Genomic DNA, 23,897 nt, shown 5'->3' on the forward strand with positions numbered 1-23,897 from the left:
ATTGCTCATGAGCTTCATTGACGATGACCTGCCTAAGAAGGCGGCTTACGAAATCGGATCCGATCTCTCCATGCTTTCCGTGGACGAGCTGAAGGAGCGTGTCGAACAGCTGAAGGCGGAGATTACCCGCATAGAGGCCGAAGTCACGAGGAAGGCTTCGGGCCGCGCCGCAGCCGAAAGCCTTTTTCGCTCCTAGCGTTCGATCAAAGGCGAATAACCGCTGCCGCAAGTCTTAATACGAAACAATGTTAATAGAATATTAAGCTTTATGAGATATTACTGTTCTTATCCAGATTTCGTCTGGATCTCAGACAGTTTTCCATGCGGCGAATTGGTCTGATTTTTCTCCCTGTTTTACCTTGAGAGCCGCTTTTGCGGCTCTTCTTTTTGCGCCGGCGCCGATTTCCCACGAAACTGTGGAAGTTAACCTTTTCTTAAGAAACGCCTTGCGCATTTGGGCTAAAGATACCATCCTAAAGACATAAAGACAGGCCTCTGAAACTTTTGTTTCAGGCTGGCGTTACCTGAACATATGTAGACGCGTGCAACAGGAACCATTTGAATGTCGGAACTCGGTTTGAACACCATCAGTTTTGCGGGCCGCGTTGCCGCATCCTCGCAGTTCAAGACACTGTACGCGGAAGGCATGTCGCTGGTCGAGGAAACTGCCGCCTATTTGGATGGCAATGGCCGCGCCGCATCCAAGGTTCTGCCCCGCATGGCTTCTGTTCTCTACGCTGCCGAATCGATGCGCCTCACGACCCGCCTGATGCAGATGGCGTCCTGGCTGCTCCTGCAGCGTGCCGTCAATAACGGCGAGATGTCGCGAGACCAGGTTCTCGCTGAAAAGAACAAGGTCCGCCTCGACGGGTTCAACGTGGACCGCAATGCTCCGGGCTGGGGCGATTTGCCGGAAGCCTTCCGCGATCTCGTCGAACGCTCGCTGCGCCTCCAGAACCGCGTTGCCCTTCTCGACCGTGAAATCTATCGCCCGAATGAAGCGCCGATCGTTCCGGACAATCAGAACAGCGTCCAGGCACAACTGAGCCTTCTACAAACGGCTTTCGGCAACAACTGAGAGCTTGCATAGGCTAAAGATGGAACCGGCTGCGTGATACGCGGCCGGTTTTTTGTTGCATACTGCTTGTCGCTACATCCAGGAGGAAGGCGACGTCCGCACATGCCGTGGTGCGCGCGAGAATATAGATACAGAAACAATAGAGAAGGCGACTGCCGACCTCGAAGCGATGGGGTTTCCGTTTCCGACGCAATCCGTCTTCTGGTGATGCGGTGCCAACGAGCATCGCCTGCCATTTGAAGTGTGCCGAAGCGTTCCACGGAAAAAGCAATGAAGGAACCGGAGATGGCCAAGGCAAGCGGTTCGAAAATGCCTGCGCCCTCTTCGACGATCTTGGCCGCTGATCTGTGCTGACGCCTGTTCAATCCGGAAAGTTCAAACGGGACGTCCAGCGCATGGAAAAGTGCTGCAAGATATCCGCAAGCTAAAGGATGCCTGCTTATCATGATCAATGAACAGCCACTACGTGCAGATTACTCGGATTATTCGTCGCGCGGCGATTTGTTGCCGCTGTATCTCATCGAAGATCGTGAACTGCAGCTTGCATGCCCCGGCACTCATTCAGGTTCAAGCAATAAAAAAGCCCGGAAACCCGGGCCCTTTTCAAATTCCGTACCGCAGAAGCGATTAGAGGCCGAGGCCGCCGAAGCGCTTGTTGAACTTGGACACGCGGCCGCCGCGGTCCATGAGCTGCTGGTTGCCGCCGGTCCAGGCCGGATGGGACTTGGAATCGATTTCGAGGTTCATGACAGCGCCTTCCGAACCCCAGGTCGAGCGGGTTTCGTATTCGGTGCCATCGGTCATCACCACCTTGATGACGTGGTAGTCGGGATGGATATCAGCCTTCATAACAATCTTCCTGCGATGCCAGGGTCCAATTTGACGCAAGTCATTGCGGCAAGAGAACCGATTGAATAAATGAAGCCGCAGTCGCTAAGGCTACGGCTTCCCATTCGGATGCGGTGCCTATACATGAAGGCCGCCCGGATAACAAGGGCCTACAAACCGCTGATCAGCGGTATTGGGGCGATTGGAGATGATTTGGCAAACGCAGTGCAGACCGCGGAAAAGAAGTCGCGTTCCTTGAAGCCGCTCGGAAGGCTGGCACCCTATGTGAAGCGTTACCGCGGCATCGTCGCAGGCGCGCTGGTTTCGCTTATCGTTGCCGCCGTGACATCGCTCACACTTCCGCTTGCCGTGCGCCGCATGATCGATCATGGCTTCACGCAAGCTGACGGCACCTTCATCAACAGCTACTTTGCCATGTTGTTGGTCATCTCCGCCATACTCGCGGCCGCAAGCGCTTTTCGCTACTATTTCGTCATCACGCTCGGCGAACGCATCGTCTCAGACCTGCGCCGGGATGTCTTTGCGCATGTCACACGGCTTTCTCCCTCCTTCTTCGATGTCAACCAGTCCGGCGAGATTGTGTCACGCCTGACGGCCGATACCACGCAGATCAAATCGGCTGTCGGCGCCACCGCCTCGGTGGCGCTTCGCAATCTGATCCTCTGTCTCGGTGCCATGGGCATGATGATCGTGACCTCGCCGAAGCTTTCAAGTCTTGTGCTCGGCGCAATCCCGCTGATCGTCTTCCCGCTCGTCGGCTTCGGGCGGTCCGTGCGCAAGCGCTCCCGTGCCGCGCAGGATACGCTCGCCCAAGCTTCCGCCTTTGCCAACGAGACGATTGCTGCCACGCGCACCGTCCAGGCCTTCAACGGCGAGGATGCGGCCGCAAGCCGCTACGGCGCTGCCGTCGAATCCGCCTATGAGGCAGCACGCTCCGCCGTCCGCTCGCGCGCGCTTTTGACAGGCATTGCGATCACCCTGATCTTCGGCAGCGTCGTTGCTGTCCTTTGGGTTGGCGCGCACAATGTGCTGACGGGAACGCTGTCCGCCGGCACGCTCGGGCAGTTCCTGCTCTATTCGGTCATCGCCGCCGGCTCTCTCGGCGCCTTGTCGGAAGTCTGGGGAGAACTCTCGCAAGCGGCAGGCGCCGCCGACCGGCTGACCGAGCTGCTGGACGAAGTCTCGACGATCGCAGCACCGGAAAAGCCCGAGACCCTGCCCGTTCCGGCCCTAGGACGCGTCGAATTCTCGAACGTGCACTTCGCCTATCCGTCACGCCCCGGAAAATCGGCGCTGCATGGCCTGAGCTTCAATGTGACGCCGGGCGAGACCGTCGCCATTGTCGGCCCATCAGGCGCCGGCAAGAGCACCGTCTTCTCTGTGCTGCTCCGCTTCTACGATCCGCAGCAGGGCAGCGTCGGGATCGATGGCATCGATGCGCGCGAAGTAACGCCCGGCAATCTGCGCGAACGCATGGCGATCGTGCCGCAGGACGTCACCATCTTTGCCGCTTCAATCCACGACAACATCGCCTTCAGCCGCCCCGGCGCGACGCGCGAGGACGTACGCGCCGCAGCGATTGCCGCCCAGGCCGATGAATTCATCGCGAGGCTGGACAAGGGCTACGACACCGAGGTCGGCGAGCGCGGTATTACCCTTTCCGGCGGCCAGCGCCAGCGTATCGCCATCGCCCGCGCGATCCTGAAGAACGCCCCGATCCTCCTGCTCGATGAAGCGACGTCAGCCCTTGACGCCGAGAGTGAAACGCTGGTGCAGAAGGCCCTCGACGGTCTCATGCACGGCCGCACGACGCTCGTCATCGCCCATCGCCTTGCGACCGTTTTGAAGGCCAACCGCATCCTCGTCATGGATCAGGGCCGCATCGTCGAGGAAGGCACGCATCAGAGCCTGATCCGCCACGGCGGCATCTATGCCAAGCTGGCGAAGCTGCAGTTCGATGCAGGTGCAGAAGAGTTCCTGACTACCGCCAAATAGACGCTACTCCTGAGGAAACGCGTAGACATCCACAGGCTCATCCAAGCCGCGCAGCGGGTGGGATCCGAGGCTTTCCAGGTCGCTTTCGCACCCTGCCATTTCGACGAAGGCTTTCGACAGCAGCACCGGACGCTTAATTTCCTTAGTCAGGCTCTCCAGCCGCGATGCAATGTTGACGGCCGGGCCGATGACGGTGAAATCGAGCCGCTTGCGCGAGCCGATATTGCCGTACATGACATCCCCCACATGCACGCCGACGCCATAGCGCAGCTCCACATGTCCCCGTTCCGCGTTGAAGAGATTGAGCTCGGTCATTGCCGCTTGCGCTTCCTTGATCGCCCGGAGAAGATTGATGCAGGCATCCGGATTGGTCAGCGGAAATATGGCGAGCAAGCCGTCGCCCATGAATTTCAGGATTTCGCCGCCGTGCTTTTCGATTGGCTCCGACATGGCATCAAAATAGGCGTTGAGCAGTTCGATGACATCGTCGCGCGGCCATAAGTCGGAGATCGTCGTGAAGTCGCGCAAGTCGCAGATGAGGATCGCTGCGCCGACCGTTGCGCCGCTGCCGCGGGTCGTGGCGCCTGCAAGAATCTGCTCGCTGGCATGCGGCCCGACATAGGTCTGCAGCAGCGTGCGGGCAAGAATGTTCTTGATCCGGATTTCGGTGACAAGCGTGAGCGCCGGTAAAAGATCCTTGAGGAAAATCAGATGGTCTTCCCTAAAGCCGCCTGGCGTGTCGCTTGAGAAGGTAATCACGTGCCGTTTTCCGAGCGTGTGCTCCATCGGCCAGGCCACATAGTCCGTCAGCCCCTCACCCTGCAACTCGCCATAGAGCGGATAGGAAGCAACTTCGCCTTCGAGACTCTGCCGCACTTCCCTACCGCCGCTGAAGATCTCGTTGATCGGGCTGTTCAGGAATTGCGACGTTGTCTCGACGCCGTAGCCGAAGGTGGTGATCTTTGCTTCCTGCAAGCCGGGACGCCAGAGGATGCGCGCGCCGAGCCATTGAGGATGCAGCGTCCGGAAATGCATCGTCGCGCGGGCGACGGGAATGCCCGAAGCTTGCAGCCGCTCGCACATCTCCACTAAGATATTGTCGATGAACCGCTGGTTGCGCGTTTCATTGATCAGCCAGTCGAGGATCTTGTGCCGGCGCACCGGCCAAAGACCGTCCTCCTCGTTCTCAACTGCCGGAAATGGATTGGATACCGGCTGCATGTCAAACTCCACGATCTCGTCCCGCCAAGCGTACACATTCGATTGCGTCTTTCGCATAGATGGTTATCGGAGGACGGATTGTAATATCAATAGTCGGATAGTTTACCTCAGCGACTAAAGTTGCAATTCCATGTGGCGGCTTTCGGTTGCTTTTATCCGCCTCCGCCCTACCCTCCTTTTGCCCGATTTGATGCAGTCGGGCGACATCATCGCTGAATTCCGGGAGGAGAATCGAATGGCACTTTTCAATATGACCCGCCGCATGGCACTCGGCCTCGGCTTGCTTGCGGCCTTGAGCGCCGGAGCCGCGCATGCCGAAGGGTTTCCGGAGCGCGCGGTTACGCTCGTCGTTCCCTTTGCCGCCGGCGGGTCGACCGATGTCGTGGCGCGCATCATCGCCGAGAAGATGTCGGAAGACCTTGGTCAGCAGGTGATCGTCCAGAACGTCGCCGGTGCGGGCGGCAATCTCGGTGCGGGCAACGTGGCTCGTGCAGAACCGGACGGCTACACCATCTTGATGGGAACGGTCGCGACGCACGCGCTGAACCCGCTGATCCTTAAATCCACGCCTTACGATCCGGAAAAGGATTTCGCGCCGGTTTCACTGCTCGTCATCGTGCCCAACGTGCTCGTCGTCAATCCGGAGCTGCCTGCAAAGAACGTCCAGGAACTGATCGCGATGCTGAAGGCCGAGCCGGACAAATGGAGCTATGCTTCCTCCGGCAACGGCACGCCGCTTCATCTTTCCGGCGAATTGTTCAATTCGATGGCCGGCGTCAAGATGCAGCACATCCCCTATAAGGGTGCAGGCCCGGCGCTGACCGATCTGCTGGGCAATCAGGTATCGATCATGTTCGATAACCTGCCGTCGTCGTCCAGCCACATCAAGTCCGGCAAGCTGCGGGCGCTGGCGGTCACTACGGCGAAACGTGCTCCATCCTTCCCGGATATTCCGACCATCGCTGAGTCCGGCGTTCCGGGTTACGAGACCTATACCTGGAACGCGCTCTTCGCGCCGGCGAATACGCCCGCGGATGTTGTGGCAAAGCTCAACGCGTCCGCCAACAAGGCTCTGAAGGACCCGGCCGTTGCCGAACGCATGAAAGACTTCAGCGCCACGATCGTCGGCTCCACGCCGGAGGAACTTGGCGCACATGTGAAGGCCGAACTGGCCAAGTGGGGACCCATCGTCAAGGGTGCGAATATCCAGATGGAATAGACTCAACTTTTGCACTAGATTGTCTCCCGTTACCGAGACAACTTCCTGATAATTGGGAGAAAATCGATGTATAAGTTTGAAGTGTACAAGGATAAGGCTGGCGAATTCCGTTTCCGCTTCAAGGCTTCGAACGGCGAATCCATGTTCAACTCGGAGGGCTACAAGGCCAAGGCATCCGCGCTGAGCGCCATTGAATCCATCAAGAAGAACGCGCCCGACGCAACGGTCGACGACCAGACCAAGGCAACGGCTTAACGAGACTGGCGGCGCTCGAAAGGCGCCGCCTCATACGGCTCTTCCCGCCACCCGGCCCGAAAAGATGCAACCGCCGAGAAAAGTTCCTTCAAGCGCTTTGTAGCCGTGCATGCCGCCTCCGCCGAAACCGGCGACCTCGCCGGCGGCATAGAGACCCGGCACCGCATCACCATTTATACTGATCACCCGCGCCGAAAGATCCGTCTGCAGACCGCCCAGCGACTTTCGCGTCAGGATATGCAGCCGCACGGCGATCAACGGCCCTGCCTTGGTATCCAGTAGCCGGTGCGGCTTTGCCGTCCGCAACAGCTTGTCGCCAATGTAATTTCGGGCGCCGCGAATGGCAGTTACCTGTGCATCCTTGGAATAGGCATTGTCGATTTCCCGGTCGCGCGCCTCGATCTGCCCTCGCAGATGCGCAGTGTCGAGCCGGTTTTCTCCGGTCAGCGCATTCATGCCTTCGACCAGTTCTTCGAGCGTCTTGCGGACGATGAAATCTTCGCCCTTCTCCATGAAGGCTTGCACCGGCCCGGGCGGGTTCTTGCCGAGCCGTTTCAAAAGCAACTGAATATCCCTACCGGTGATGTCGGGGTTCTGCTCCGAACCCGAAAGCGCGAACTCTTTCTTGATGATCGCCTTGGTGACAATGAACCAGCTATAATCATGCCCGCTGGCGCGGATCGCCTTCAAGGTGGCAAGCGTGTCAAAGCCCGGCATCGCCGGCGGAGCAAAACGGTTGCCGTCGGCATCGCTCCAGAAGGACGACGGACCGGGAAGGATGCGGATGCCGTGGTTCGCCCAGATCGGATCCCAGTTCCTCACGCCTTCCGTATAGTGCCACATGCGGTCGCTGTTGATGATGCTCGCGCCGGTACGCTCGCCGATCGCCAACATGCGGCCGTCGACATAAGCGGGAACGCCCGCAACCATCGACGCAGGCGGAGGACCAAGACGCTCTACCGGCCAGTTCCGGCGCACGAGATCGTGGTCGCCGCCGATGCCGCCGGAAGTGATGATGACGGCGCCCGCACGGAATTCGAATGTTCCGGCAGCCCTGCGAACCGTTGCCTTGCCACGCGGCGCAGCATCGGGCTCGAGGATCGTCCCCTGGACGCCGCAGACGGCGCCATTTTCGACCATGAGCTCGTCCACGCAGTGGCGGAAGGCAAATGTGACGCGCCCTCTCGCCTCTGCCTCCCGAACGCGCCGGACAAATGGCGTAAGCACGGCGGGCCCCGTGCCCCAGGTCAGATGAAAGCGCGGCACGGAATTGCCGTGACCATGCGCCATGCCGCCGCCGCGCTCCGCCCAACCGACGACCGGAAACCAGCGCATGCCCTGTTGATGCAGAAAGGAGCGTTTCTCGCCCGCCGCAAAATCGAGATAGGCGTCCGCCCAAAGCCGCGGCCAGTAATCCTCGGGCCGGTCGAAGCCTGCCGAACCCGCCCAATCCTGCCTGGCAAGATCGAGGCTGTCGCGAATGCCCAGGCGGCGCTGCTCGGGACTGTCAACGAAAAAAAGGCCGCCCAGCGACCAGAAGGCCTGCCCGCCGAGACTCTGTTCGCCCTCCTGGTCGAGAATGCAGACCTTGCGTCCCCGATCTGCCGCTTCCGCCGCAGCAACAAGCCCGGCAAGACCCGCACCAACGACCAGCACGTCATATTCCATTCCGAACGCCTCCCCGCATCCATCGGCATGAAATTACGCACACGTAAACGTCAATGCAACCGCAGGACTTCCCATCGCGAATTTTTCATCGATGATTTCGAATGGGTGGCAGAACCTTTGGTGGGGCCGCCCGTCCCTTGCGGCTGGAAAGGGCAGGTGTGCCTATCACCAACTATTTCTCGGTCAGCTTGAGCTCGATGCGGCGGTTGGTGGCGCGGGCTTCTGGCGTATCGCCGGGCGCGATCGGCTGGAATTCGCCAAAACCTGCCGCAACGAGCCGGTCGGAAGGCACGCCCTGCGAAATCAGGTATTTGACGACGGAGATGGCACGCGCCGAGGAAAGCTCCCAGTTGTCGCGAAAGCGGCCGGCCCCGGAAAGCGCCACATTGTCGGTATGGCCGTCGACCCGGAGCACCCAGTTGATTTCCGGCGGGATTTCCCTGGAAAGATCAAGCAGCGCAGTGGCAAGTTTCGTCATCTCCGTCGTGCCTTCAGGATTGAGATCGGAACTGCCGGAAGGGAACAGAACCTCTGACTGGAAGACGAAACGGTCGCCGACGATGCGGATGTTTTCGCGGTCGGACAGGATCTCGCGCAGGCGGCCGAAGAAGTCGGAGCGGTAGCGATTGAGTTCCTGAACCCGCTGCGCCAGCGCAACATTCAGCCGCCGGCCCAGATCGGCGATCTTCGCCTGCGAACTCTGGTCCTTCTGCTCCGATGCCTGAAGCGCCGCCTCGACGGCTGCGATCTGGCTGCGCAGGGCCGCAATCTGCTGGTTGAGAATTTCGACCTGGCTGAGCGCCCGGTCGCTTAACTGCTTCTGTTCGTCGAGTTCTTTTGTCAGGCCGCCGATGCGCTGTTGTGCCGCATCCTTTCCGCCGGAACCGGCATCGAGCAATGCCTGCAGCCGCGAGCGGTCACCTTCAGCGGTCGCGAGAGATGCCTGCAGATTGGCAACGGAATCCTCAAGGTCCTGCTTGCTGCCCTTCTCAAGCGCGAGCAGCTGCGTCAGTTCGTTGATCTGGCTGTTGAGGCGGGTCAGCACTTCGTCGCGACCGGAAATCTCGCGGCTTAGTATGAACTGGCCGACGACGAAAACCGTCAGCAGGAACATGATGGCGATCAGCAGCGTCGACAGTGCGTCGACGAAACCCGGCCAGTAGTTCATTTCGCCGTGGCGGCGGCGGTTTCGGGCGAGCGCCATGGCTTACTTGCCCTCGCTCTTTTCGATCTGGCTGACGCGGTGGCTTCTCTCGGCGCCACTCTGCTTTTCCTGCGCGCCGATGCGTTCGGCCAGTCGGTCCAGCGTGCGGCGCATGGCCTTTGCCTCGTCCTGCTGCGCTTCGATCCAGTCGCGCAGCATCTGCTGTTCGTTGCGCATATTCTTGACGAGACCCTGAATGCCTTCGGCAAGGCTTGCCATCGCGGCAACCGAGCGCTGGCTGCCGGCTCCGCCTTCTTCGGCAACCTTCTTCAGATAGTCCGACATCGCGCGAAGGTCCTCGGAAGACGTACCGGAGTCGAGCGCCGGAACGGCAATATCCGACCCGACATCGGTCACCGAGGAAAGCCAGTTTTCGAGTTCCGTGTAGAAGCGAGTCTGCGCCCGACCGGCCTGAAGATCGAGGAAGCCGAGAATGAGCGACCCGGAAAGGCCGAGCAGCGAAGACGAGAAGGCTTGGCCCATACCGGAAAGCGGCAAGGACAGACCTTCTTTGAGCGTGGTCAGCACGTCGCCGGTGCCGTTCGAGCCTGCATCCAGCGACTGAATGACGCCGCTGATCGAGCCGATCGTGCCGATGAGACCCCAGAAGGTACCGAGAAGACCGAGGAAGACGAGAAGGCCGATGAGGTAACGCGACGTATCACGCGATTCATCGAGGCGGGTGGCGATCGAATCCAGAATAGAGCGTAGCGCGGTGGTCGAAAGCGTCGCCGTTGACTTACGGTTACCGATCAGCGCCCGCATGGGGGCAAGAAGTCTCGGATTGCGGTTTACCTTGTCCGCACTGCCGGCTGCGCGAAAGGAATTGAACCAGCGCACTTCCGGACGAAGCGCCAGCACATGGCTGAAGACCAGGATGATGCCGACCGCAAGCACGCCGACGATGAGGCCGTTGAGGCCCGGATTGTGCATGAACGCTGTCTGCGTCTGCCGGAAAAGGATGGCGGCGATGAAGCCGACGATGACCAGGAACAGGAGCATCGTCCAGAGGAACGGCATCGGGCTGGAGAGTTTATAGACATAGTTGCTGCTCGGTTTTTCGGTCGAGCCGAATTCCGCCGCATTCACATTTTCCATGGTTGCGCAGCCCTCCGGATTGCTTGCAGCCGAAGACTAGATCAACATTGTGCCGAATTGAAGTGCGCGGGCAGAGAAAACCGTGTCTTTACAACAGTCGGTTTCCGACGTGTCTCACTTCGCAGGTATGGGGCGCTTGATGGTCTCGATCAGCGCCTTGTGAATATATTCATTGCCGGCGACGATCGCGCCGCCATCGAGGATATCCGTGCCGCCGTTCCAATCGGTCGCATAGCCGCCAGCTTCGCGGATAAGCAGGATGCCGGCTGCCATGTCCCAGGGCGACAATCCCATTTCCCAAAAGCCGTCGAAGCGGCCAGCCGCGACATAAGCGAGATCGAGCGAGGCAGCGCCCATGCGGCGGATGCCGGCCACTTCGCCCATCACATGACGAAGCTCGACGAGGAACTTGCCGTGGTTGCCGCGGCCGAGATGCGGCACGCCGCAGCCGATGACGGAATCCGAAAGAACGCGGCGCGCACCGACGCGCAGCCGGCGGTCGTTCAAGAAGGCGCCGCCGCCGCGCTCGGCAGTATAGAGCTCGTCCATCGCCGGATTGAAGACGACGCCCGCAACGACTTCGCCATTGCGCTCAAGCGCGATCGACACGGCAAACGTCGGAATGCCGTGCAGGAAGTTGGTCGTGCCATCGAGCGGATCGACGATCCAGCGGTGCGCCCCGTCCGTTCCCTTGATCTCTTCGCTCTCCTCTCCAAGGAACCCATAGGTCGGGCGCGCCTTCAGGAGCTCGTCCCTGACGATCTTTTCGGCTTTCCGGTCAGCATTGGAAACGAAATCGCCAGGCCCCTTCACCGAAACCTGCAGGTTCTGCACTTCCCCGAAATCACGCCCCAGCGACTTTCCTGCCTTGACGGCAGCCTGAACCATGACATTGAGAAGAGCAGAACGGGCCATTGGGGCATTTTCCTTGGAACTGGTACGGGGTGCGCTGTCAGGGCGGGAAAGGTCCCTGATCGCCGGAAAGGGCAGCGCTCTTAATTAGATGGCGGCCTCAAGACCACAAAATCAGGCAAATTTCAAGGGGAGAGCGTTGCGGACGCTGAAAGAGGTCGCCGGCACCGAAGGCTTCGCCGATGCGCTGTTGTGAACCTCAGGGCAGGCGGCGGAACTTGTTTGCCCGGTCGATCGCCTGCTTTTGCTGAGCGTGCTCGATGCCGAGATAGAAATCCTCAAGCTCCGGATCGGGCAACCCTGCCCGGCGGGAGAGCACGTACCATTTCGCCGCTTCGACCGGGTCCGGCTTGGTGCCGAGCGCACCGATATAAAGATGTGCGAGCTTGTTCTGCGCCGCCACGTTACCGCGATTGGCAGCGAGCTTCATCCACTGAAAGCCCTTCACGAAGTCCCGCGGTCCATTTGTGCCATTGACGAGCCATACGCCGAGATCGAGCTGCGCGGTGTCGTAACCTGCGCGCGCTGCGCGGGCGAGCCATTCGCGCGCCAGCTTCTTTTTCTGCTTCGGCAGATCGGCAAGCACGGAATAGATTTGCGCCACGGCATATTGGGCGTCGGCAATACCCTGCTGGGCGGACTTTTCATAGTAGGGAAGCGCGAGCTTCAGTCCTTCGGGGCCGGGATGATCGGTCGTCAGCAACTGCCCCCAGTTGAACTGCGCTGAAGGATTGCCGCCGTCGGCCGCCCGGCGCATGTAATCGTCCGCCTTCGCCTTGTCGCGCGGCACGAGCTCTCCGGCCATCAGGATCAGCGAATATTTGAACATCGCCGCCACATCGCCGCCTTCGGCGGCCTTGCCGTACCAGAATGCTGCGCTCTTCAGATCGCGACGAACACCGAGCCCGGCATACTGCATTTCCGCAATGAGCGTCTGCGCTGCCGGATCCCCAAGCTGCGCGCGCGGCAGCGCCAGCTGCATCGCCGTCAGGTAATAACCGCGCTGATAGGCGCCGTAAGCCGTATCGATCGGCCCTTTGTAATCCTTCTCCGGCGGCAGGTCGGGCAGCTTGGCGCCCATGCGATCCAGCACGCCGAGACCGGTCGAGGGCTGCGCTCCTTCCGCCGGCCGGTTGGTCTTGAACGGTTCAGCTTCCGAACCCAGCGGACGTGTCACGACGTTGTCGACCGTCTGCGCGGAAGCGCCATACGGCAAAACAGCCGCGAAAACGGCGGCAGACAGGAGGGATCGGCGCAAACAGGCGGAGAGGATCGGCATGGCCGCGATATCAATCCCCAAACCGTGGCGCTTTTTCGTCAAGAAGTGCGTTGACCTGAGCGACGACCGACGGGGCCAGCCCCGGCTCGCCAAACACCGCCAGGCGCAATGCCACGAACTCGGCACCGGACTCGGCGACGACAAGGGCAGAAGCCGGATCGGTCCCGCCCATGACGATGCAGGGAATTTCGATCATCGAGGCCCACCATTCGCCGAGCGCCACGTTCTTCGGATGCGCCTCCGGCTTGATGTCGCCGTCGAGTTTGCCGAAGAAAATATAATCCGGCCGTGCTTCGCCGATCTCCAAAGCCGTGTGGCGGTCGGTCGCTTTACCGCCGCCGATGATCAGCTTGCCGGCATGTTTATCGATCGCCTCGGCGATTTCGGCGGCCAAACCCGTCAAATGCAAACCGTCTGCCTTTGCGCGTCCGGCGACGCGGCTGTCTCCCGCAATTAACGCCGCTGCCCCTGCATTCTGGATGATCGGAACCAGTTTCTCGGCATGTTTCTGAAACGCGCCGGCATCGAGCCCGTATTGCGGCACGATCACCGAGGCAACGTCGCCGCCCTTCAGCGCGTCGGCGACAATATTTGCCTGCTCGTCGGCATCCGCGATGTCCGGGACGATCAGGACAAGGCGGCAGCGGTTTTCCGGTCCGGTCATGAACTCTTTCCATTTTCAGCGGGTTTCGCCAGTAGGCGGCAAATCCACACTCGTTTTGTGTGAGTAATTCCGTTAGACGGGGCTGGCAAGGGGAGGACTTGAAAAGCATGCTGCCGGAACTGTCATTCTTTTATGCCGCGGTGCCGGCCGTGCTGCTCGTCGGCCTCGCCAAGGGCGGCATGGGCGACGCACTGGCCTTGATCGGCGTCCCTATTTTAGCCCTGGTTGTCTCGCCTGTCGAAGCAGCCGCCATCCTGCTGCCGATCCTGATCTTCATGGACATGATCTCGCTCGTTGTCTGGCGCAAGCACGGCGATTGGACGACGCTGAGGATCATGCTGCCGGGTGCCCTCTTTGGCATCGCGGTCGGCTGGGCAACATCCGCACTGGTGCCCGGCAATGTCTTGCGCGTGGTCATCGGTGCAGTCACCGTACTTTTCTGCGCCCGATATTTCTGGAACAATTTCGGCCCCGGTGCAGGAAGGGTCGTCCTGCCGCGCGGCCAGCGGCCCTTGCTTGCGAGCGCCTGGGGCACGCTTTCCGGCTATGGCAGTTTCGTCGCCCATGCCGGCGGTGCGCCGTTTCAGATCTACGCCCTGCCCTTGAAACTGCCGCCACGCGAATTCATCGGCACCAGCGTGCGTTTCTTTGCCATCTTGAACGCGGTGAAACTCATTCCTTATTTTGCGCTCGGCCAGCTCGATAACAAGAATCTCGTAACATCGGCGACATTGCTGCCTTTCGCCCCGCTTGCGACCATTGCTGGCGCCTGGTGCGTTAAGCGCATGAAGCCGGAGATATTCTATCCGTTCATGTATGCGATGGCACTGATCGCAGCGCTTCTGATCATTCACGAAGGGCTTGGATTCTAGGTCCTCACGCCGGCCAAAGGCCGCTCGGTTGCGGCGCACAATTTCCTTGCCCGGAGGCTGCCTTTGACGTAGCTTTTCGCCATGTCGACCACCGACCCTTTCGCCGCGATATCCGATCCGAACCGGCGGTTCCTGCTGGAGCAGTTGCGGCGCGCGCCGAGAACGGTCAACGAGCTCGCCGAAAGCCTGCCGATCAGCCGGCCGGCGGTCTCGCAGCATCTGAAGGCGCTGCTTGACAGCAACCTCGTGTCGGTAACCTCTGAGGGCACGAGGCGCATCTATGCGGTCAACAACCGCGGCTTCGACAAACTCAATCTGTGGCTTGATCAATTTTGGGCGTGAACGCCTTCGTCCAAAAGAAATGCGCCAGCCCAACTCCGCACTGTTTGGGACTGGCGCATGATTTTCTCAAAAATCGCCGGTTATTAACTAACCCATTTGAAAGATTGGATTTTATCCTCTTTATGCTGCAGGATCAGCGCGCCGGCAATCGGCATTATCGCTTAGTGAACGGATGATTTCAGACGTTGGATTTCGTCTTTGATGCGCAGCTTTCTGCGCTTGCAATCCGCAATGTCGGTGTCTTTTCTGGAGGGAGATGCCATCAGCGAATGTAACTCCTCCTCAAGAGCTACATGCTTTTTTTCGAGTGACTCAAGATGAGCTTGAACAGTCATTTGACCCTTCCTTCCTCTTGCCTTCCCCAGCCATCCATCGCTGGAGTTCTAGGCGTCAACTTTTGGAATGTGACATATTTTTACATCCTTGTCGAAGGCGAAAACGTGCTCAGTCCATGGCAAATTCATGATCAACACCAACTAGCCGCTGCCGCTATTTGGTGATAGGAGCTTGCGGAAATCATCGGCAGGCCGGACAACGTCCGAAGACGATTATGGGGAATACGAATGGCCGATCAGGAACAGGCGGAAATCAGGCTCATGGCAGCGCGCTTGCGTCAGGAGCACGAGGATTACGACGCCGCGATCAACGCCATGATTGCCATGGGATGCGAGGCGCTGCGCATCCAGCGCATGAAAAAGAAGAAGCTCGCCATCAAGGACAAGCTGACCAAGCTGGAAGACCAGATCATTCCGGATATCATCGCCTGAAAGGGTAATGCCGTTGACGCTGACAGACAGACCGCCCGTCGCCATCATCATGGGCAGCCAATCCGACTGGGAGACCATGAAAAACGCCGCCGACACGCTGGAGGCGCTGGAAATTCCTTATGAAGCGCGCATTATTTCGGCGCATCGGACGCCCGAGCGCATGGTGAATTTTGCCAAGACCGCGCGCGAAGAGGGCTTCAAGGTGATCATCGCCGGTGCGGGCGGCGCCGCCCACCTTCCCGGCATGACGGCCGCGCTGACGCCGCTTCCGGTTTTCGGCGTTCCCGTCCAGTCGAAGACGATGTCCGGCCAGGACAGCCTTCTTTCCATCGTCCAGATGCCGGGTGGCATTCCGGTCGGCACTCTTGCGATCGGCAAGGCAGGTGCCATCAACGCAGCACTCTTGGCCGCCGCCGTTCTTGCGCTTTCGGACGAGGATATCGCCGAGCGTCTCGATGAATACCGCGAACGGCAAAGCGCCTCGATTGCGGAATATCCCATGGACAACCTATGACGGCAAAGACGATCGGCATCATCGGCGGCGGCCAGCTCGGCCGCATGCTTGCGATGGCCGCAGCACGGCTGAACTTCCGCACGATCATCCTGGAACCGCAAGCCGATTGTCCCGCCGCACAGGCCGCCAACCGCCAGATCGTTGCAGCCTATGACGATCCCGCCGCGCTGGCCGAACTCGCAAAGGCCTGTGACGTGGTGACCTACGAATTCGAGAATGTGCCGGTTTCCGCAGCCGAGGCCTTGGCAAGGGATGTTCCCGTCTACCCCCCGCCTAAGGCGTTGGAAGTGGCACAAGACCGTCTCGTTGAAAAGCGCTTCATCAATGAATGCAGCATCCCGACCGCGCGCTTTCACGCCGTCGACAGCCAAAGCGAGCTTGACACAGCGCTGAAGGATTTCGGCGGTCAGGGCGTGCTCAAGACGCGCCGCCTCGGCTATGACGGCAAGGGCCAGAAGGTATTCCGTTCCGCCGCCGACAGCGCAGAAGGCGTCTATGCCGGCCTCGGCGGCGTGCCGCTGATTCTGGAGAGCTTCGTCGCCTTCGAGCGCGAGATTTCGGTCATCGCCGCCCGCGCGGCGAACGGCACCGTCGTCGCCTTCGATCCGGCGGAAAACGTGCATCGCAACGGCATTCTGCACACGTCGACGGTGCCCGCGTCGATCTCAGAGGCGACCGCCGCGGCCGCACACCAGGCGGCGGAAGCAATCCTCTCCTCGCTCGGCTATGTCGGCGTCATCGGCATCGAATTCTTCGTGCTCGCAGACGGCAGCCTGATCGCCAACGAGATGGCCCCGCGCGTCCACAATTCCGGCCACTGGACCGAGGCAGCTTGCGTTGTCTCGCAGTTCGAGCAGCACATCCGCGCCGTCGGCGGCCTGCCGCTCGGCAACGCGGACCGTCATTCCGAATGCGTGATGCAGAACCTGATCGGTGACGATATCTTGAGCCTGCCGGAATGGCTGAAACGCCGCGATACCTTCGTCCACCTCTATGGCAAGACCGAATCCCGCCCCGGCCGGAAGATGGGGCATGTGACGGTACTGACGGGGAAAGCCTAGGTTTTTGCCCGAGAAAACGCCTTCATGTGGTTGACACAGACATGAGGCCGGGTTATCTGCACGCCCAACCTAAAGAGCGCGCACAGACGCGCTTTTTGATTGTTTAAAAGATACGGGCGAATGTGAAATTCCCCCACAGAGATCGCGGATCAGAAAAATGAAGATCAAGAATTCGCTCAAGTCGCTCAAGGCTCGCCACCGTGACAACCGTCTGGTTCGCCGCAAGGGCCGCATCTACATCATCAACAAGCTGAACCCGCGCTACAAGGCTCGTCAGGGCTGATCATAGCGTGAGCCGGATTACGCCTGCGCGTTTATGCGCTGCGGGCTTTTCCGCTAGGGTCGCTTCGGTGATCACATCAAATTTTCTTTGATCTTCGGCGCTGGCGGGCTACATTGTCCGCCATGCGCTTTTTTGCTTTGACCTGCGCGGCGCTGCCGCTTGCTCTCGGTTTCCTTGCTCCTGCTTTCCCTGCCGCTGCCGCGGAGAAGGAAGTTATTGTCGACCGGTCGGATGCCAACTCCTCTCCGAAACAGCATCTCGACAATCTCTATGCCCAGCTGAAGCGCGAGCGCGATCCGGACAAGGCGAGCGGCATTGCGGAGGAAATCCGCCTCGAGTGGAATAATTCCGGCAGCGCCACTGTGAACTTGCTGATGCAGTGGGCCGACAAGGCGATCGAGGAAAAGCGCAGTCCTGCAGCCCTTGATTTCCTCGATCAGGCGATTGCGCTGAAGCCTGACTACGCCGAAAGCTGGAACCGCCGCGCAACGCTGAATTACGCCATGGGCAACTACCGGAAGTCGATGTCCGACATAGAGCACGTGCTCGATCTCGAGCCGCGCCACTTCGGTGCACTCTCGGGATTGGCGACGATTCTCAATATGTCGGGCAATGACCAACTCACCTTGAAAGCCTGGGAGCGCTTCCTGGAGGTCTACCCCGCAAACCGCGCGGCGCAGCAGCAGGCGAATACCCTCTCCGAAAAACTCGCCGGAAGCCGGACCTGATCTTGACGCCGAACCGGCATGCGCAATCTTACGGATTGGTGCCGTAACTGTTGCCGGTTCAAAGCCATGTTTGCCGAAATTTCCGCCATTCTCGCCCCCATCGCTGCCGCAATCGGGTATTCGTCTTACAAAGCCCGGCAGTTTGAACAGGCATTTCCCAACATCGGCGAACTGGCCGATATCGACGGCTACAGGATGAACGCCGTGCACATCCCCCGCCCCGACACCGCCGACCTACCGCCCCTGGTCTTTATCCATGGCGCGAGCGGCAATCTGCTCGACCAGATCGGCGCCTTCCTATTGCCGCTCGAAGGGCGCGCGGAAATGCTCTTCGTCGACCGTCCCGGACATGGCTATTCGGAACGCGGAGGACCGGAGAACGCTTTTCCCTCCGGCCAAGCGGATGCGATCGCAAAGCTCATGGAAAAGCGCGGGATTGAAAAGGCGATCATCGTCGGTCACTCCTTCGGCGGCGCGATCGCCGCGGCGCTCGGCGTGCACCATCCGGAAAAGACCGCCGGTCTCCTCTTCCTTGCCCCGGCGACGCATCCGTGGCCGGGCGGCATCGACTGGTACTATCATATCGCGACCGTGCCGCTGATCGGCTGGCTCTTTAGTCGAGTTGTTGTCGTACCACTGGGCCTGTGGCGGCTGGAGCAGGTTACGCTTAATGTCTTCCGGCCCAATCCGCGCCCGGCTGATTACATCTCAAAGACTGGGCCGTCCCTGGTGTTGCGGCCGAAGACCTTCCATGCCAACGCCACCGATTTCATCAGGTTGCTTGAATATCTGAAGGCGCAATCGCCCTTCTATACCCGCATCACGGCGCCGACCGTCATCATTACCGGCGACAGCGACGGCATCGTCTGGGAGCACCTGCATTCTCAAGGCCTTGCCCGCGACATCGCCGGCTCCAAACTGCTGAAGATCAAGGGTGTCGGCCATAAGCCTGATTATCTCGCAACCGATGTCGCCATCGCCGCACTGGAAAATATCGCCGGAATGCCGCGCGATCTTGAGGCCGCCGTGCGCGTTGCCGAAGAAAGGTTGTCAGGCGGCAGCGCAATTGCCGCCTGAACGGACTTGCGCACCGCCAAAACGAAACCATATCCCTCCGAATAATTTGATGGTTTGGAGGGAAAGTGATGGCACGCTTGCGCATTAAAGCCATTTCGCTATTTACCGCTTTTGCCTTTGTCGTCTCGCCGTTCGCACCGGCTTTCGCCGCCTCGCCTGCGCCCGTCGAAGCCGAACATGGCATGGTCGTAACCGCACAGCATCTGGCAACGGATGTCGGTGTCGAAATCCTCAAGAACGGCGGCAATGCCGTGGATGCGGCAGTGGCGGTCGGCTACGCGTTGGCAGTCGTCTATCCGACGGCTGGCAATATCGGCGGCGGCGGCTTCATGACGATCCGGCTGAAGGACGGCAAGACGACCTTCCTCGATTTTCGTGAGCGCGCACCGCTTGCCGCCACCAAGACCATGTATCTCGATGCCAAAGGCGATGTCGTTCCGCGCGCCAGCCTGGACGGTTATCTCGCCGTCGGCGTACCGGGCTCGGTCATGGGCTTCGAAACGGCGCGTGAGCGATATGGCACCAAACGCCGCGCCGAGTTGCTGGCGCCGGCGATCCGCTTTGCCAAGGACGGCTTTACGTTGGAACAGGGCGACGCCGCGACTTTCGCCTCAAGCGCAAAGCGCCTCGCAAAAGATGAAGCTGCCGCAAAGATCTTCCTGAAGCCGGATGGCAAACCTTATTCCGCGGGAGAAAAGCTCCTGCAGCCCGAGCTCGCCTCGGTGCTGTCCGGTATTTCCGAGAAGGGCACGGACGCCTTCTACAAGGCCGCACCTGCCGAGGCGATCGTAAAGGCAAGCCAGACGAAAGGCGGCGTTCTCGCGAAGGAAGATTTCGAGCAATATAGCGTGCGCGAATTAAAGCCGGTCGAATGCAACTACCGTGGCTACGACATCGTCTCCTCGCCGCCCCCTTCTTCCGGCGGCGTCATCATCTGCGAGATCCTGAACGTGCTGGAGGGCTACCCGCTTTCCTACATGGGTTATGGTTCGTCCGAGACAGTCCGCGCCATGGTCGAGGCCATGCGTTACGCCTACGTCGACCGCAACGCCGCGCTTGGTGATCCGGACTTCGTCGACAACCCGGTTTCGAAGCTCCTGGACAAAGGCTATGCCAAGGAAATCCGCGAGAAGATCGATCCCTACAAGGCCGGTAAATCTGTCAACCTGAAGCCGCTCGGCGCCAAGGAAAGCGTTGAAACCACCCATTATTCGATCATCGACGACGAGGGCAACGCGGTCGCCGTCACTTATACGCTGAACGGCTCCTTCGGTGCCGGCGTGGTTGCCCCCGGCACCGGTATCCTGCTCAACAACGAAATGGACGACTTCACCTCGAAGCCGGGCGTGCCCAACCTCTACGGGCTCGTCCAGGGCGAGGCCAACGCCATCGCGCCGAAGAAGACGCCGCTCTCCTCCATGAGCCCGACGATCATCTCCAGGGACGGCAAGCCCTTCATGGTGATCGGCAGCCCCGGCGGCTCGCGCATCATCACCATCACGCTGGAAGCGATCCTGAACGTTGTCGATTTCGGCATGGACATCAGCCAGGCCGTCAATGCACCGCGCATCCATCATCAATGGCAGCCGGACAAGATCTATCTCGAACCCTATACCCTTTCTCCGGATACGATAAAGACGCTCGCCGCCATGGGCTACAGCTTCGACGATGGCAGTGGTCCGCCCCAATGGGGCCAGGCGGCCGGCATCCTTGTCGGCGGCAAGAGCCTTGCCGATATCGAGAAGGGTGGCGGCGCGCGCTATTATGGTGCGATGGATAGCCGCGCCACCGAGGGTGCGGCAAAGGGATATTAAGCGCCGGCTGGGCTACCGGATCCGGGCGCGTACATAATCTCCTTTGATGTTCACCAGCGGGCGCGTGCCCGGGACGCTTGGAACGAGGCTGTCAATGTAGGACGCCTTGGCGGTCACAGTGTAATCGACTGGGACATCCTTGCCGAATCCGAGATAGGCATCGAGCGACTGTGCGGCGATCTCGATCTTTTCGTCGTGTTTGACGGCATCGTAGGTGAGGGTTGCGCGAACGGCGGCGCCGGAGATATCGACGCTGGAAGCGTGGCCGTCGAGCGTGATGTCCGCCGCCTTTCCCGACGTGCCAAGACTTGCGAAGTCGCCGTTCAGTTTCGCCACGAATACCTGCTGCTCGATGCGCACGGCGCTGCCGGGCGGGACATTCGCCGATACTTCCGGCGAGCAATCGGCAATGTCGCTCCAGGCCGACATCGCTACGTCGATCGTCAATGTCGCTCCGTCGATTTCTGCCCGGCTCTCGTCCTTGCAGATATTGAAGAACCAGCTCGAATACCAGGATGAAAACCAGCCGCTCCGGCGGCCGCTGGTTGCTGCACGATAGGGCTCATCGGATTTGGTGGTGATCTTGATTGAGCTTGCATCGCCAATGATCACGATCGTGCGGATGCTGGAAACATCAAAGGTCTCGCCGAGCGGCCTCACATCAGCGAAACTGGATATCAGCATCATGAAAAACAGGGGAATGGACAGGACTATCGACATCGGCTTTCTCCTTGATGGTGCCGTCGAAATGACCGGCCATATCAGGTTGCCTTCCAGTCCTCTTTGTTGAGACCTGAATCATGATCCGGGTCGCCTGCAATTGCGATCGAGGCCATTCTCGTGCTGATATCGAACCATCGAACCCGGACGCCGCCTCATGATCTTTGTTCCGCTTCCCTTCGTCGTTGCACTGCTGCTCTTCATCGTCCAGATCCGCCTGCTGCGGCAGGAGGACTGGCGTGCGCCGGAAAAGCGGCCGTTCCTGCTTCTCATCGGCATCTACGCGCTGCAGTCCGTGCTGATCGGAATTCGCTGGGGCTACGACGTCCTCGCGATCATGCCGGCACAAGCCATTCTGGCAGCGATGATTGCCGCACTCGCCTGGGTCAGCTTCCGGAGCCTGACGCTGGAAGGGCCGCGCTCATTCGCTCACCTGTGGCCTCATGCCCTTCCAGCGGTTCTGATCGCCGCCCTGCTGGTATTTTGGCGCGAGCCGGTGGGCGTTGCCTTGACCCTCATCTTCCTTGGCTATGGAGCGGCCCTGTTCTGGCTCGCGCGCCATGGCCCGGACGCACTTATCGCATCGCGGCTGGATGGCGCGCTACTTTCCTATCGTTCGCTCCTGATTACCGCAGCGGCGCTCATTGCTGCCGCCGTCGCCGATATCTACATCAGCCTGGACTTCGACCGCACCGGCGGCACACATGGCGGTGCCATCGTGGCGCTCGGCAACGTCATCACGCTCCTCGTTCTCGGGGGTGCTGCGTCCATCGCCAGCGGAGGCCAACCGGCGGAGGAGCAGAGCCTGGAAACACCCCCCACCCCGCCGCTGATGCCGACGGAAGAGGACGGCGCAGTTGCTGCCTCCCTCGATGCACTGATGCAATCCCGCGAGATCTATCGCGATCCCGAGCTCAACCTTAACCGCATTGCGCGAAAGATGAGTCTGCCTGCCCGCCGCGTATCGATTGCCGTCAACCGCATCCACGGCGTCAGCGTCTCGCAATATGTCAATGAGTTCCGCATCCGTTCGGCCTGCGATCAACTGATCAAGACGGATGAACCGGTGACGCGCGTGATGTTCGATTCCGGCTTCATCAGCAAATCGAACTTCAATCGCGAGTTCCTGCGCGTGACCGGCACGAGCCCGACCGACTTCCGGCGCCGGCGCATCATCGGCATGGCTGACATCGCTGATGCGAAAGTGCCGGCTTTTGTGTCACGGTGACAAAGTCTGCGTTCACAAGTGAAGGCGGGCATCATATTCATGGATGAACTATCAGCCGAAAGAGCTCACAATGGCCAGCATTGAAATGATCGTCGCCGCTCGCGCCCGTCTGCGGGGCCATGCACGGCGAACGCCGCTTCTTTCTTCCCCATTCCTCAACGAGATCGCCCGAAGGCATGTCTTCGTGAAGGCGGAATGTCTGCAGCATTCGGGCTCGTTCAAGTTCCGCGGCGGCTGGTCGGCCGTTTCCGGCCTTGATCCTACAGTGCGTGCGAAAGGCGTTATCGCTTTTTCGTCCGGCAACCACGCGCAGGGCGTCGCCCTTGCCGCAATGCTTCACGGCATTCCCTCCGTTATCATCATGCCGTCCGACGCGCCGGCGCTGAAGATCGACAATACCCGCGCTTTCGGTGCCGAAGTGGTGCTTTACGACCGCGCAAATGGGGATCGCGATGCGATCGGCGCCCGGTTTTCGGCTGAGCGCGGCCTCACTCTGATCAGGCCTTTCGACGAGCCGTTGGTGATTGCCGGCCAGGGCACGACCGGGCTTGAAATTGCCGAACAGGCAGAAGAGGAAGGCGTGAAGTCGGCAGAAGTGCTTGTTCCCTGCGGCGGCGGCGGGCTGACGTCCGGCATCGCGCTGGCGCTCGAAGCAAGTGCGCCGGGCTTCACCGTGCGGCCCTGCGAGCCGAAAGACTTCGACGACACCACGCGTTCACTGGCCTCCGGCAGGATCGAACGCAACGCGGCGATGACGGGCACGATCTGCGATGCGATCATGACACCGGAACCCGGCAAGATCACCTTCCCGATCCTGCAGCGGCTCGCAGGCGCGGGCATTGTCGTCACCGACGAAGAGGCGCTGCGCGCCATGGCACTCGCATTCAAACGGCTGAAGATCGTCGTCGAGCCCGGCGGGGCAGTTGCGCTTGCCGCTGCCCTTTTCCATGGCGAGGCCCTCGAAAGCGACAACGTCATCGCCGTGACCTCAGGCGGCAATGTCGATGCGGATATCTTTGCCGCCGCTCTCGAGAAATACGGCTAACCCA

Annotated in this window: 26 protein-coding genes; 16 read left to right on the forward strand and 10 right to left on the reverse strand. The window is 60.2% G+C overall.

The window, feature by feature from the left end; translation table 11 throughout:
• Window positions 1-7: 7 nt before the first annotated feature.
• Both ISN39_RS15800 and ISN39_RS15805 read left to right on the forward strand, forming a co-directional pair.
• Entirely contained in the window at window positions 8-196 is a 189-nt protein-coding gene (locus ISN39_RS15800) for a DUF1192 domain-containing protein (RefSeq protein WP_022715796.1), read from the forward strand.
• A 366-nt stretch (window positions 197-562) separates the two neighbouring features.
• On the forward strand, window positions 563-1,078 hold the full coding sequence (locus ISN39_RS15805; RefSeq protein WP_022715797.1) for a DUF1465 family protein: 516 nt from the start codon (window positions 563-565) through the stop codon (window positions 1,076-1,078).
• Between the two features lie 627 nt (window positions 1,079-1,705).
• On the opposite strand, the gene rpmE is transcribed toward ISN39_RS15805, so the two are convergent.
• Window positions 1,706-1,927, reverse strand: a complete 222-nt coding sequence (rpmE, locus tag ISN39_RS15810) for a 50S ribosomal protein L31 (RefSeq protein ID WP_027508080.1) — start codon at window positions 1,925-1,927, stop codon at window positions 1,706-1,708.
• Window positions 1,928-2,119: 192 nt separating this feature from the next.
• Between rpmE and ISN39_RS15815 the strand changes: the two genes are divergently transcribed.
• Window positions 2,120-3,922 carry an ABC transporter transmembrane domain-containing protein gene (locus ISN39_RS15815; protein ID WP_246763241.1) on the forward strand — a complete coding sequence of 601 codons (1,803 nt, stop codon included), beginning with the start codon at window positions 2,120-2,122 and terminating at the stop codon, window positions 3,920-3,922.
• 3 nt (window positions 3,923-3,925) lie between these two features.
• Here the strand turns inward: ISN39_RS15815 and ISN39_RS15820 are convergent, their stop codons facing one another.
• Complete coding sequence (locus ISN39_RS15820) at window positions 3,926-5,143, reverse strand: adenylate/guanylate cyclase domain-containing protein (RefSeq protein ID WP_194728159.1); 1,218 nt, start codon at window positions 5,141-5,143, stop codon at window positions 3,926-3,928.
• 235 nt (window positions 5,144-5,378) lie between these two features.
• Here ISN39_RS15820 and ISN39_RS15825 point away from each other — a divergent pair, with 235 nt between their 5' ends.
• Window positions 5,379-6,362, forward strand: coding sequence for a tripartite tricarboxylate transporter substrate binding protein (locus tag ISN39_RS15825; protein ID WP_194728160.1), 984 nt, complete (start codon window positions 5,379-5,381; stop codon window positions 6,360-6,362).
• Window positions 6,363-6,428: 66 nt separating this feature from the next.
• Window positions 6,429-6,617 carry a YegP family protein gene (locus ISN39_RS15830; RefSeq protein ID WP_039846052.1) on the forward strand — a complete coding sequence of 63 codons (189 nt, stop codon included), beginning with the start codon at window positions 6,429-6,431 and terminating at the stop codon, window positions 6,615-6,617.
• 30 nt (window positions 6,618-6,647) lie between these two features.
• On the opposite strand, the gene ISN39_RS15835 is transcribed toward ISN39_RS15830, so the two are convergent.
• From ISN39_RS15835 to ISN39_RS15860, 6 genes are all read right to left on the reverse strand, one after another.
• On the reverse strand, window positions 6,648-8,285 hold the full coding sequence (locus ISN39_RS15835; protein ID WP_194728161.1) for an FAD-binding dehydrogenase: 1,638 nt from the start codon (window positions 8,283-8,285) through the stop codon (window positions 6,648-6,650).
• A 172-nt stretch (window positions 8,286-8,457) separates the two neighbouring features.
• Entirely contained in the window at window positions 8,458-9,489 is a 1,032-nt protein-coding gene (locus ISN39_RS15840; protein WP_183926888.1) for a peptidoglycan -binding protein, read from the reverse strand.
• A gap of 3 nt (window positions 9,490-9,492) precedes the next feature.
• The gene (locus ISN39_RS15845; protein ID WP_074069625.1) at window positions 9,493-10,587 is read right to left on the reverse strand and encodes a flagellar motor protein MotA; all 1,095 of its coding nucleotides are present in this window, start codon (window positions 10,585-10,587) and stop codon (window positions 9,493-9,495) included.
• Between the two features lie 114 nt (window positions 10,588-10,701).
• Complete coding sequence (locus tag ISN39_RS15850) at window positions 10,702-11,502, reverse strand: inositol monophosphatase family protein (protein ID WP_022715806.1); 801 nt, start codon at window positions 11,500-11,502, stop codon at window positions 10,702-10,704.
• Between the two features lie 196 nt (window positions 11,503-11,698).
• Complete coding sequence (locus ISN39_RS15855; RefSeq protein ID WP_074070424.1) at window positions 11,699-12,778, reverse strand: tetratricopeptide repeat protein; 1,080 nt, start codon at window positions 12,776-12,778, stop codon at window positions 11,699-11,701.
• Window positions 12,779-12,788: 10 nt separating this feature from the next.
• Window positions 12,789-13,442 carry a thiamine phosphate synthase gene (locus tag ISN39_RS15860; protein ID WP_194728162.1) on the reverse strand — a complete coding sequence of 218 codons (654 nt, stop codon included), beginning with the start codon at window positions 13,440-13,442 and terminating at the stop codon, window positions 12,789-12,791.
• A 107-nt stretch (window positions 13,443-13,549) separates the two neighbouring features.
• Here ISN39_RS15860 and ISN39_RS15865 point away from each other — a divergent pair, with 107 nt between their 5' ends.
• Both ISN39_RS15865 and ISN39_RS15870 read left to right on the forward strand, forming a co-directional pair.
• Complete coding sequence (locus tag ISN39_RS15865; protein WP_194730233.1) at window positions 13,550-14,314, forward strand: sulfite exporter TauE/SafE family protein; 765 nt, start codon at window positions 13,550-13,552, stop codon at window positions 14,312-14,314.
• A gap of 81 nt (window positions 14,315-14,395) precedes the next feature.
• On the forward strand, window positions 14,396-14,656 hold the full coding sequence (locus ISN39_RS15870) for a metalloregulator ArsR/SmtB family transcription factor (RefSeq protein WP_022715809.1): 261 nt from the start codon (window positions 14,396-14,398) through the stop codon (window positions 14,654-14,656).
• Between the two features lie 161 nt (window positions 14,657-14,817).
• Here the strand turns inward: ISN39_RS15870 and ISN39_RS15875 are convergent, their stop codons facing one another.
• Window positions 14,818-14,991 carry a DUF465 domain-containing protein gene (locus tag ISN39_RS15875; RefSeq protein WP_022715810.1) on the reverse strand — a complete coding sequence of 58 codons (174 nt, stop codon included), beginning with the start codon at window positions 14,989-14,991 and terminating at the stop codon, window positions 14,818-14,820.
• Window positions 14,992-15,219: 228 nt separating this feature from the next.
• Here ISN39_RS15875 and ISN39_RS15880 point away from each other — a divergent pair, with 228 nt between their 5' ends.
• The 7 genes from ISN39_RS15880 (at window position 15,220) to ggt (ending at window position 20,900) form a co-directional block, all read left to right on the forward strand.
• The gene (locus ISN39_RS15880; RefSeq protein ID WP_194728163.1) at window positions 15,220-15,423 is read left to right on the forward strand and encodes a DUF465 domain-containing protein; all 204 of its coding nucleotides are present in this window, start codon (window positions 15,220-15,222) and stop codon (window positions 15,421-15,423) included.
• Window positions 15,424-15,442: 19 nt separating this feature from the next.
• Window positions 15,443-15,937, forward strand: a complete 495-nt coding sequence (gene purE / locus ISN39_RS15885; protein ID WP_194730234.1) for a 5-(carboxyamino)imidazole ribonucleotide mutase — start codon at window positions 15,443-15,445, stop codon at window positions 15,935-15,937.
• Window positions 15,934-16,998: a 5-(carboxyamino)imidazole ribonucleotide synthase gene (locus ISN39_RS15890; protein WP_194728164.1), complete on the forward strand. Its 1,065-nt coding sequence runs from the start codon at window positions 15,934-15,936 to the stop codon at window positions 16,996-16,998. The genes purE and ISN39_RS15890 overlap by 4 nt, the downstream gene beginning before the upstream one ends.
• 157 nt (window positions 16,999-17,155) lie before the next feature.
• Window positions 17,156-17,281, forward strand: coding sequence for a type B 50S ribosomal protein L36 (ykgO, locus tag ISN39_RS15895; protein ID WP_003582204.1), 126 nt, complete (start codon window positions 17,156-17,158; stop codon window positions 17,279-17,281).
• Window positions 17,282-17,394: 113 nt separating this feature from the next.
• On the forward strand, window positions 17,395-18,009 hold the full coding sequence (locus ISN39_RS15900) for a hypothetical protein (protein ID WP_194728165.1): 615 nt from the start codon (window positions 17,395-17,397) through the stop codon (window positions 18,007-18,009).
• A 66-nt stretch (window positions 18,010-18,075) separates the two neighbouring features.
• Window positions 18,076-19,086 (forward strand): alpha/beta hydrolase, encoded by a 1,011-nt coding sequence (locus tag ISN39_RS15905; RefSeq protein ID WP_194728166.1) that lies wholly within the window; start codon window positions 18,076-18,078, stop codon window positions 19,084-19,086.
• A gap of 68 nt (window positions 19,087-19,154) precedes the next feature.
• Entirely contained in the window at window positions 19,155-20,900 is a 1,746-nt protein-coding gene (ggt, locus tag ISN39_RS15910) for a gamma-glutamyltransferase (protein WP_194728167.1), read from the forward strand.
• 12 nt (window positions 20,901-20,912) lie between these two features.
• Here ggt and ISN39_RS15915 read toward each other — a convergent pair whose 3' ends face one another.
• Window positions 20,913-21,620 carry a hypothetical protein gene (locus tag ISN39_RS15915; RefSeq protein ID WP_194728168.1) on the reverse strand — a complete coding sequence of 236 codons (708 nt, stop codon included), beginning with the start codon at window positions 21,618-21,620 and terminating at the stop codon, window positions 20,913-20,915.
• A gap of 157 nt (window positions 21,621-21,777) precedes the next feature.
• On the opposite strand from ISN39_RS15915, the gene ISN39_RS15920 reads away from it, so the two are divergent.
• Together ISN39_RS15920 and ISN39_RS15925 are read left to right on the forward strand one after the other, a co-directional pair.
• On the forward strand, window positions 21,778-22,848 hold the full coding sequence (locus ISN39_RS15920; protein WP_194728169.1) for a helix-turn-helix domain-containing protein: 1,071 nt from the start codon (window positions 21,778-21,780) through the stop codon (window positions 22,846-22,848).
• A 70-nt stretch (window positions 22,849-22,918) separates the two neighbouring features.
• Window positions 22,919-23,893, forward strand: a complete 975-nt coding sequence (locus tag ISN39_RS15925; RefSeq protein WP_194728170.1) for a threonine/serine dehydratase — start codon at window positions 22,919-22,921, stop codon at window positions 23,891-23,893.
• Window positions 23,894-23,897: the final 4 nt, after the last annotated feature.

Source organism: Rhizobium sp. 007 (assembly GCF_015353075.1).
Lineage (GTDB): Bacteria > Pseudomonadota > Alphaproteobacteria > Rhizobiales > Rhizobiaceae > Rhizobium.

Excerpts from the sequence above, each read along its gene's own strand:
- ISN39_RS15825 (WP_194728160.1), top strand. The coding sequence starts at position 5,379 with ATGGCACTTTTCAATATGACCCGCCGCATGGCACTCGGCCTCGGCTTG.
- ISN39_RS15880 (WP_194728163.1), top strand. The coding sequence starts at position 15,220 with ATGGCCGATCAGGAACAGGCGGAAATCAGGCTCATGGCAGCGCGCTTG.
- ISN39_RS15875 (WP_022715810.1), bottom strand. The coding sequence starts at position 14,991 with ATGACTGTTCAAGCTCATCTTGAGTCACTCGAAAAAAAGCATGTAGCT.
- ISN39_RS15905 (WP_194728166.1), top strand. The coding sequence starts at position 18,076 with ATGTTTGCCGAAATTTCCGCCATTCTCGCCCCCATCGCTGCCGCAATC.
- ISN39_RS15800 (WP_022715796.1), top strand. The coding sequence starts at position 8 with ATGAGCTTCATTGACGATGACCTGCCTAAGAAGGCGGCTTACGAAATC.
- ISN39_RS15840 (WP_183926888.1), bottom strand. The coding sequence starts at position 9,489 with ATGGCGCTCGCCCGAAACCGCCGCCGCCACGGCGAAATGAACTACTGG.
- ISN39_RS15925 (WP_194728170.1), top strand. The coding sequence starts at position 22,919 with ATGGCCAGCATTGAAATGATCGTCGCCGCTCGCGCCCGTCTGCGGGGC.
- ykgO (WP_003582204.1), top strand. The coding sequence starts at position 17,156 with ATGAAGATCAAGAATTCGCTCAAGTCGCTCAAGGCTCGCCACCGTGAC.
- ISN39_RS15865 (WP_194730233.1), top strand. The coding sequence starts at position 13,550 with ATGCTGCCGGAACTGTCATTCTTTTATGCCGCGGTGCCGGCCGTGCTG.
- ggt (WP_194728167.1), top strand. The coding sequence starts at position 19,155 with ATGGCACGCTTGCGCATTAAAGCCATTTCGCTATTTACCGCTTTTGCC.
- ISN39_RS15805 (WP_022715797.1), top strand. The coding sequence starts at position 563 with ATGTCGGAACTCGGTTTGAACACCATCAGTTTTGCGGGCCGCGTTGCC.
- ISN39_RS15890 (WP_194728164.1), top strand. The coding sequence starts at position 15,934 with ATGACGGCAAAGACGATCGGCATCATCGGCGGCGGCCAGCTCGGCCGC.
- ISN39_RS15870 (WP_022715809.1), top strand. The coding sequence starts at position 14,396 with ATGTCGACCACCGACCCTTTCGCCGCGATATCCGATCCGAACCGGCGG.
- rpmE (WP_027508080.1), bottom strand. The coding sequence starts at position 1,927 with ATGAAGGCTGATATCCATCCCGACTACCACGTCATCAAGGTGGTGATG.
- ISN39_RS15835 (WP_194728161.1), bottom strand. The coding sequence starts at position 8,285 with ATGGAATATGACGTGCTGGTCGTTGGTGCGGGTCTTGCCGGGCTTGTT.
- ISN39_RS15845 (WP_074069625.1), bottom strand. The coding sequence starts at position 10,587 with ATGGAAAATGTGAATGCGGCGGAATTCGGCTCGACCGAAAAACCGAGC.
- ISN39_RS15915 (WP_194728168.1), bottom strand. The coding sequence starts at position 21,620 with ATGTCGATAGTCCTGTCCATTCCCCTGTTTTTCATGATGCTGATATCC.
- ISN39_RS15830 (WP_039846052.1), top strand. The coding sequence starts at position 6,429 with ATGTATAAGTTTGAAGTGTACAAGGATAAGGCTGGCGAATTCCGTTTC.
- ISN39_RS15850 (WP_022715806.1), bottom strand. The coding sequence starts at position 11,502 with ATGGCCCGTTCTGCTCTTCTCAATGTCATGGTTCAGGCTGCCGTCAAG.
- ISN39_RS15820 (WP_194728159.1), bottom strand. The coding sequence starts at position 5,143 with ATGCAGCCGGTATCCAATCCATTTCCGGCAGTTGAGAACGAGGAGGAC.
- ISN39_RS15860 (WP_194728162.1), bottom strand. The coding sequence starts at position 13,442 with ATGACCGGACCGGAAAACCGCTGCCGCCTTGTCCTGATCGTCCCGGAC.
- ISN39_RS15855 (WP_074070424.1), bottom strand. The coding sequence starts at position 12,778 with ATGCCGATCCTCTCCGCCTGTTTGCGCCGATCCCTCCTGTCTGCCGCC.
- ISN39_RS15920 (WP_194728169.1), top strand. The coding sequence starts at position 21,778 with ATGATCTTTGTTCCGCTTCCCTTCGTCGTTGCACTGCTGCTCTTCATC.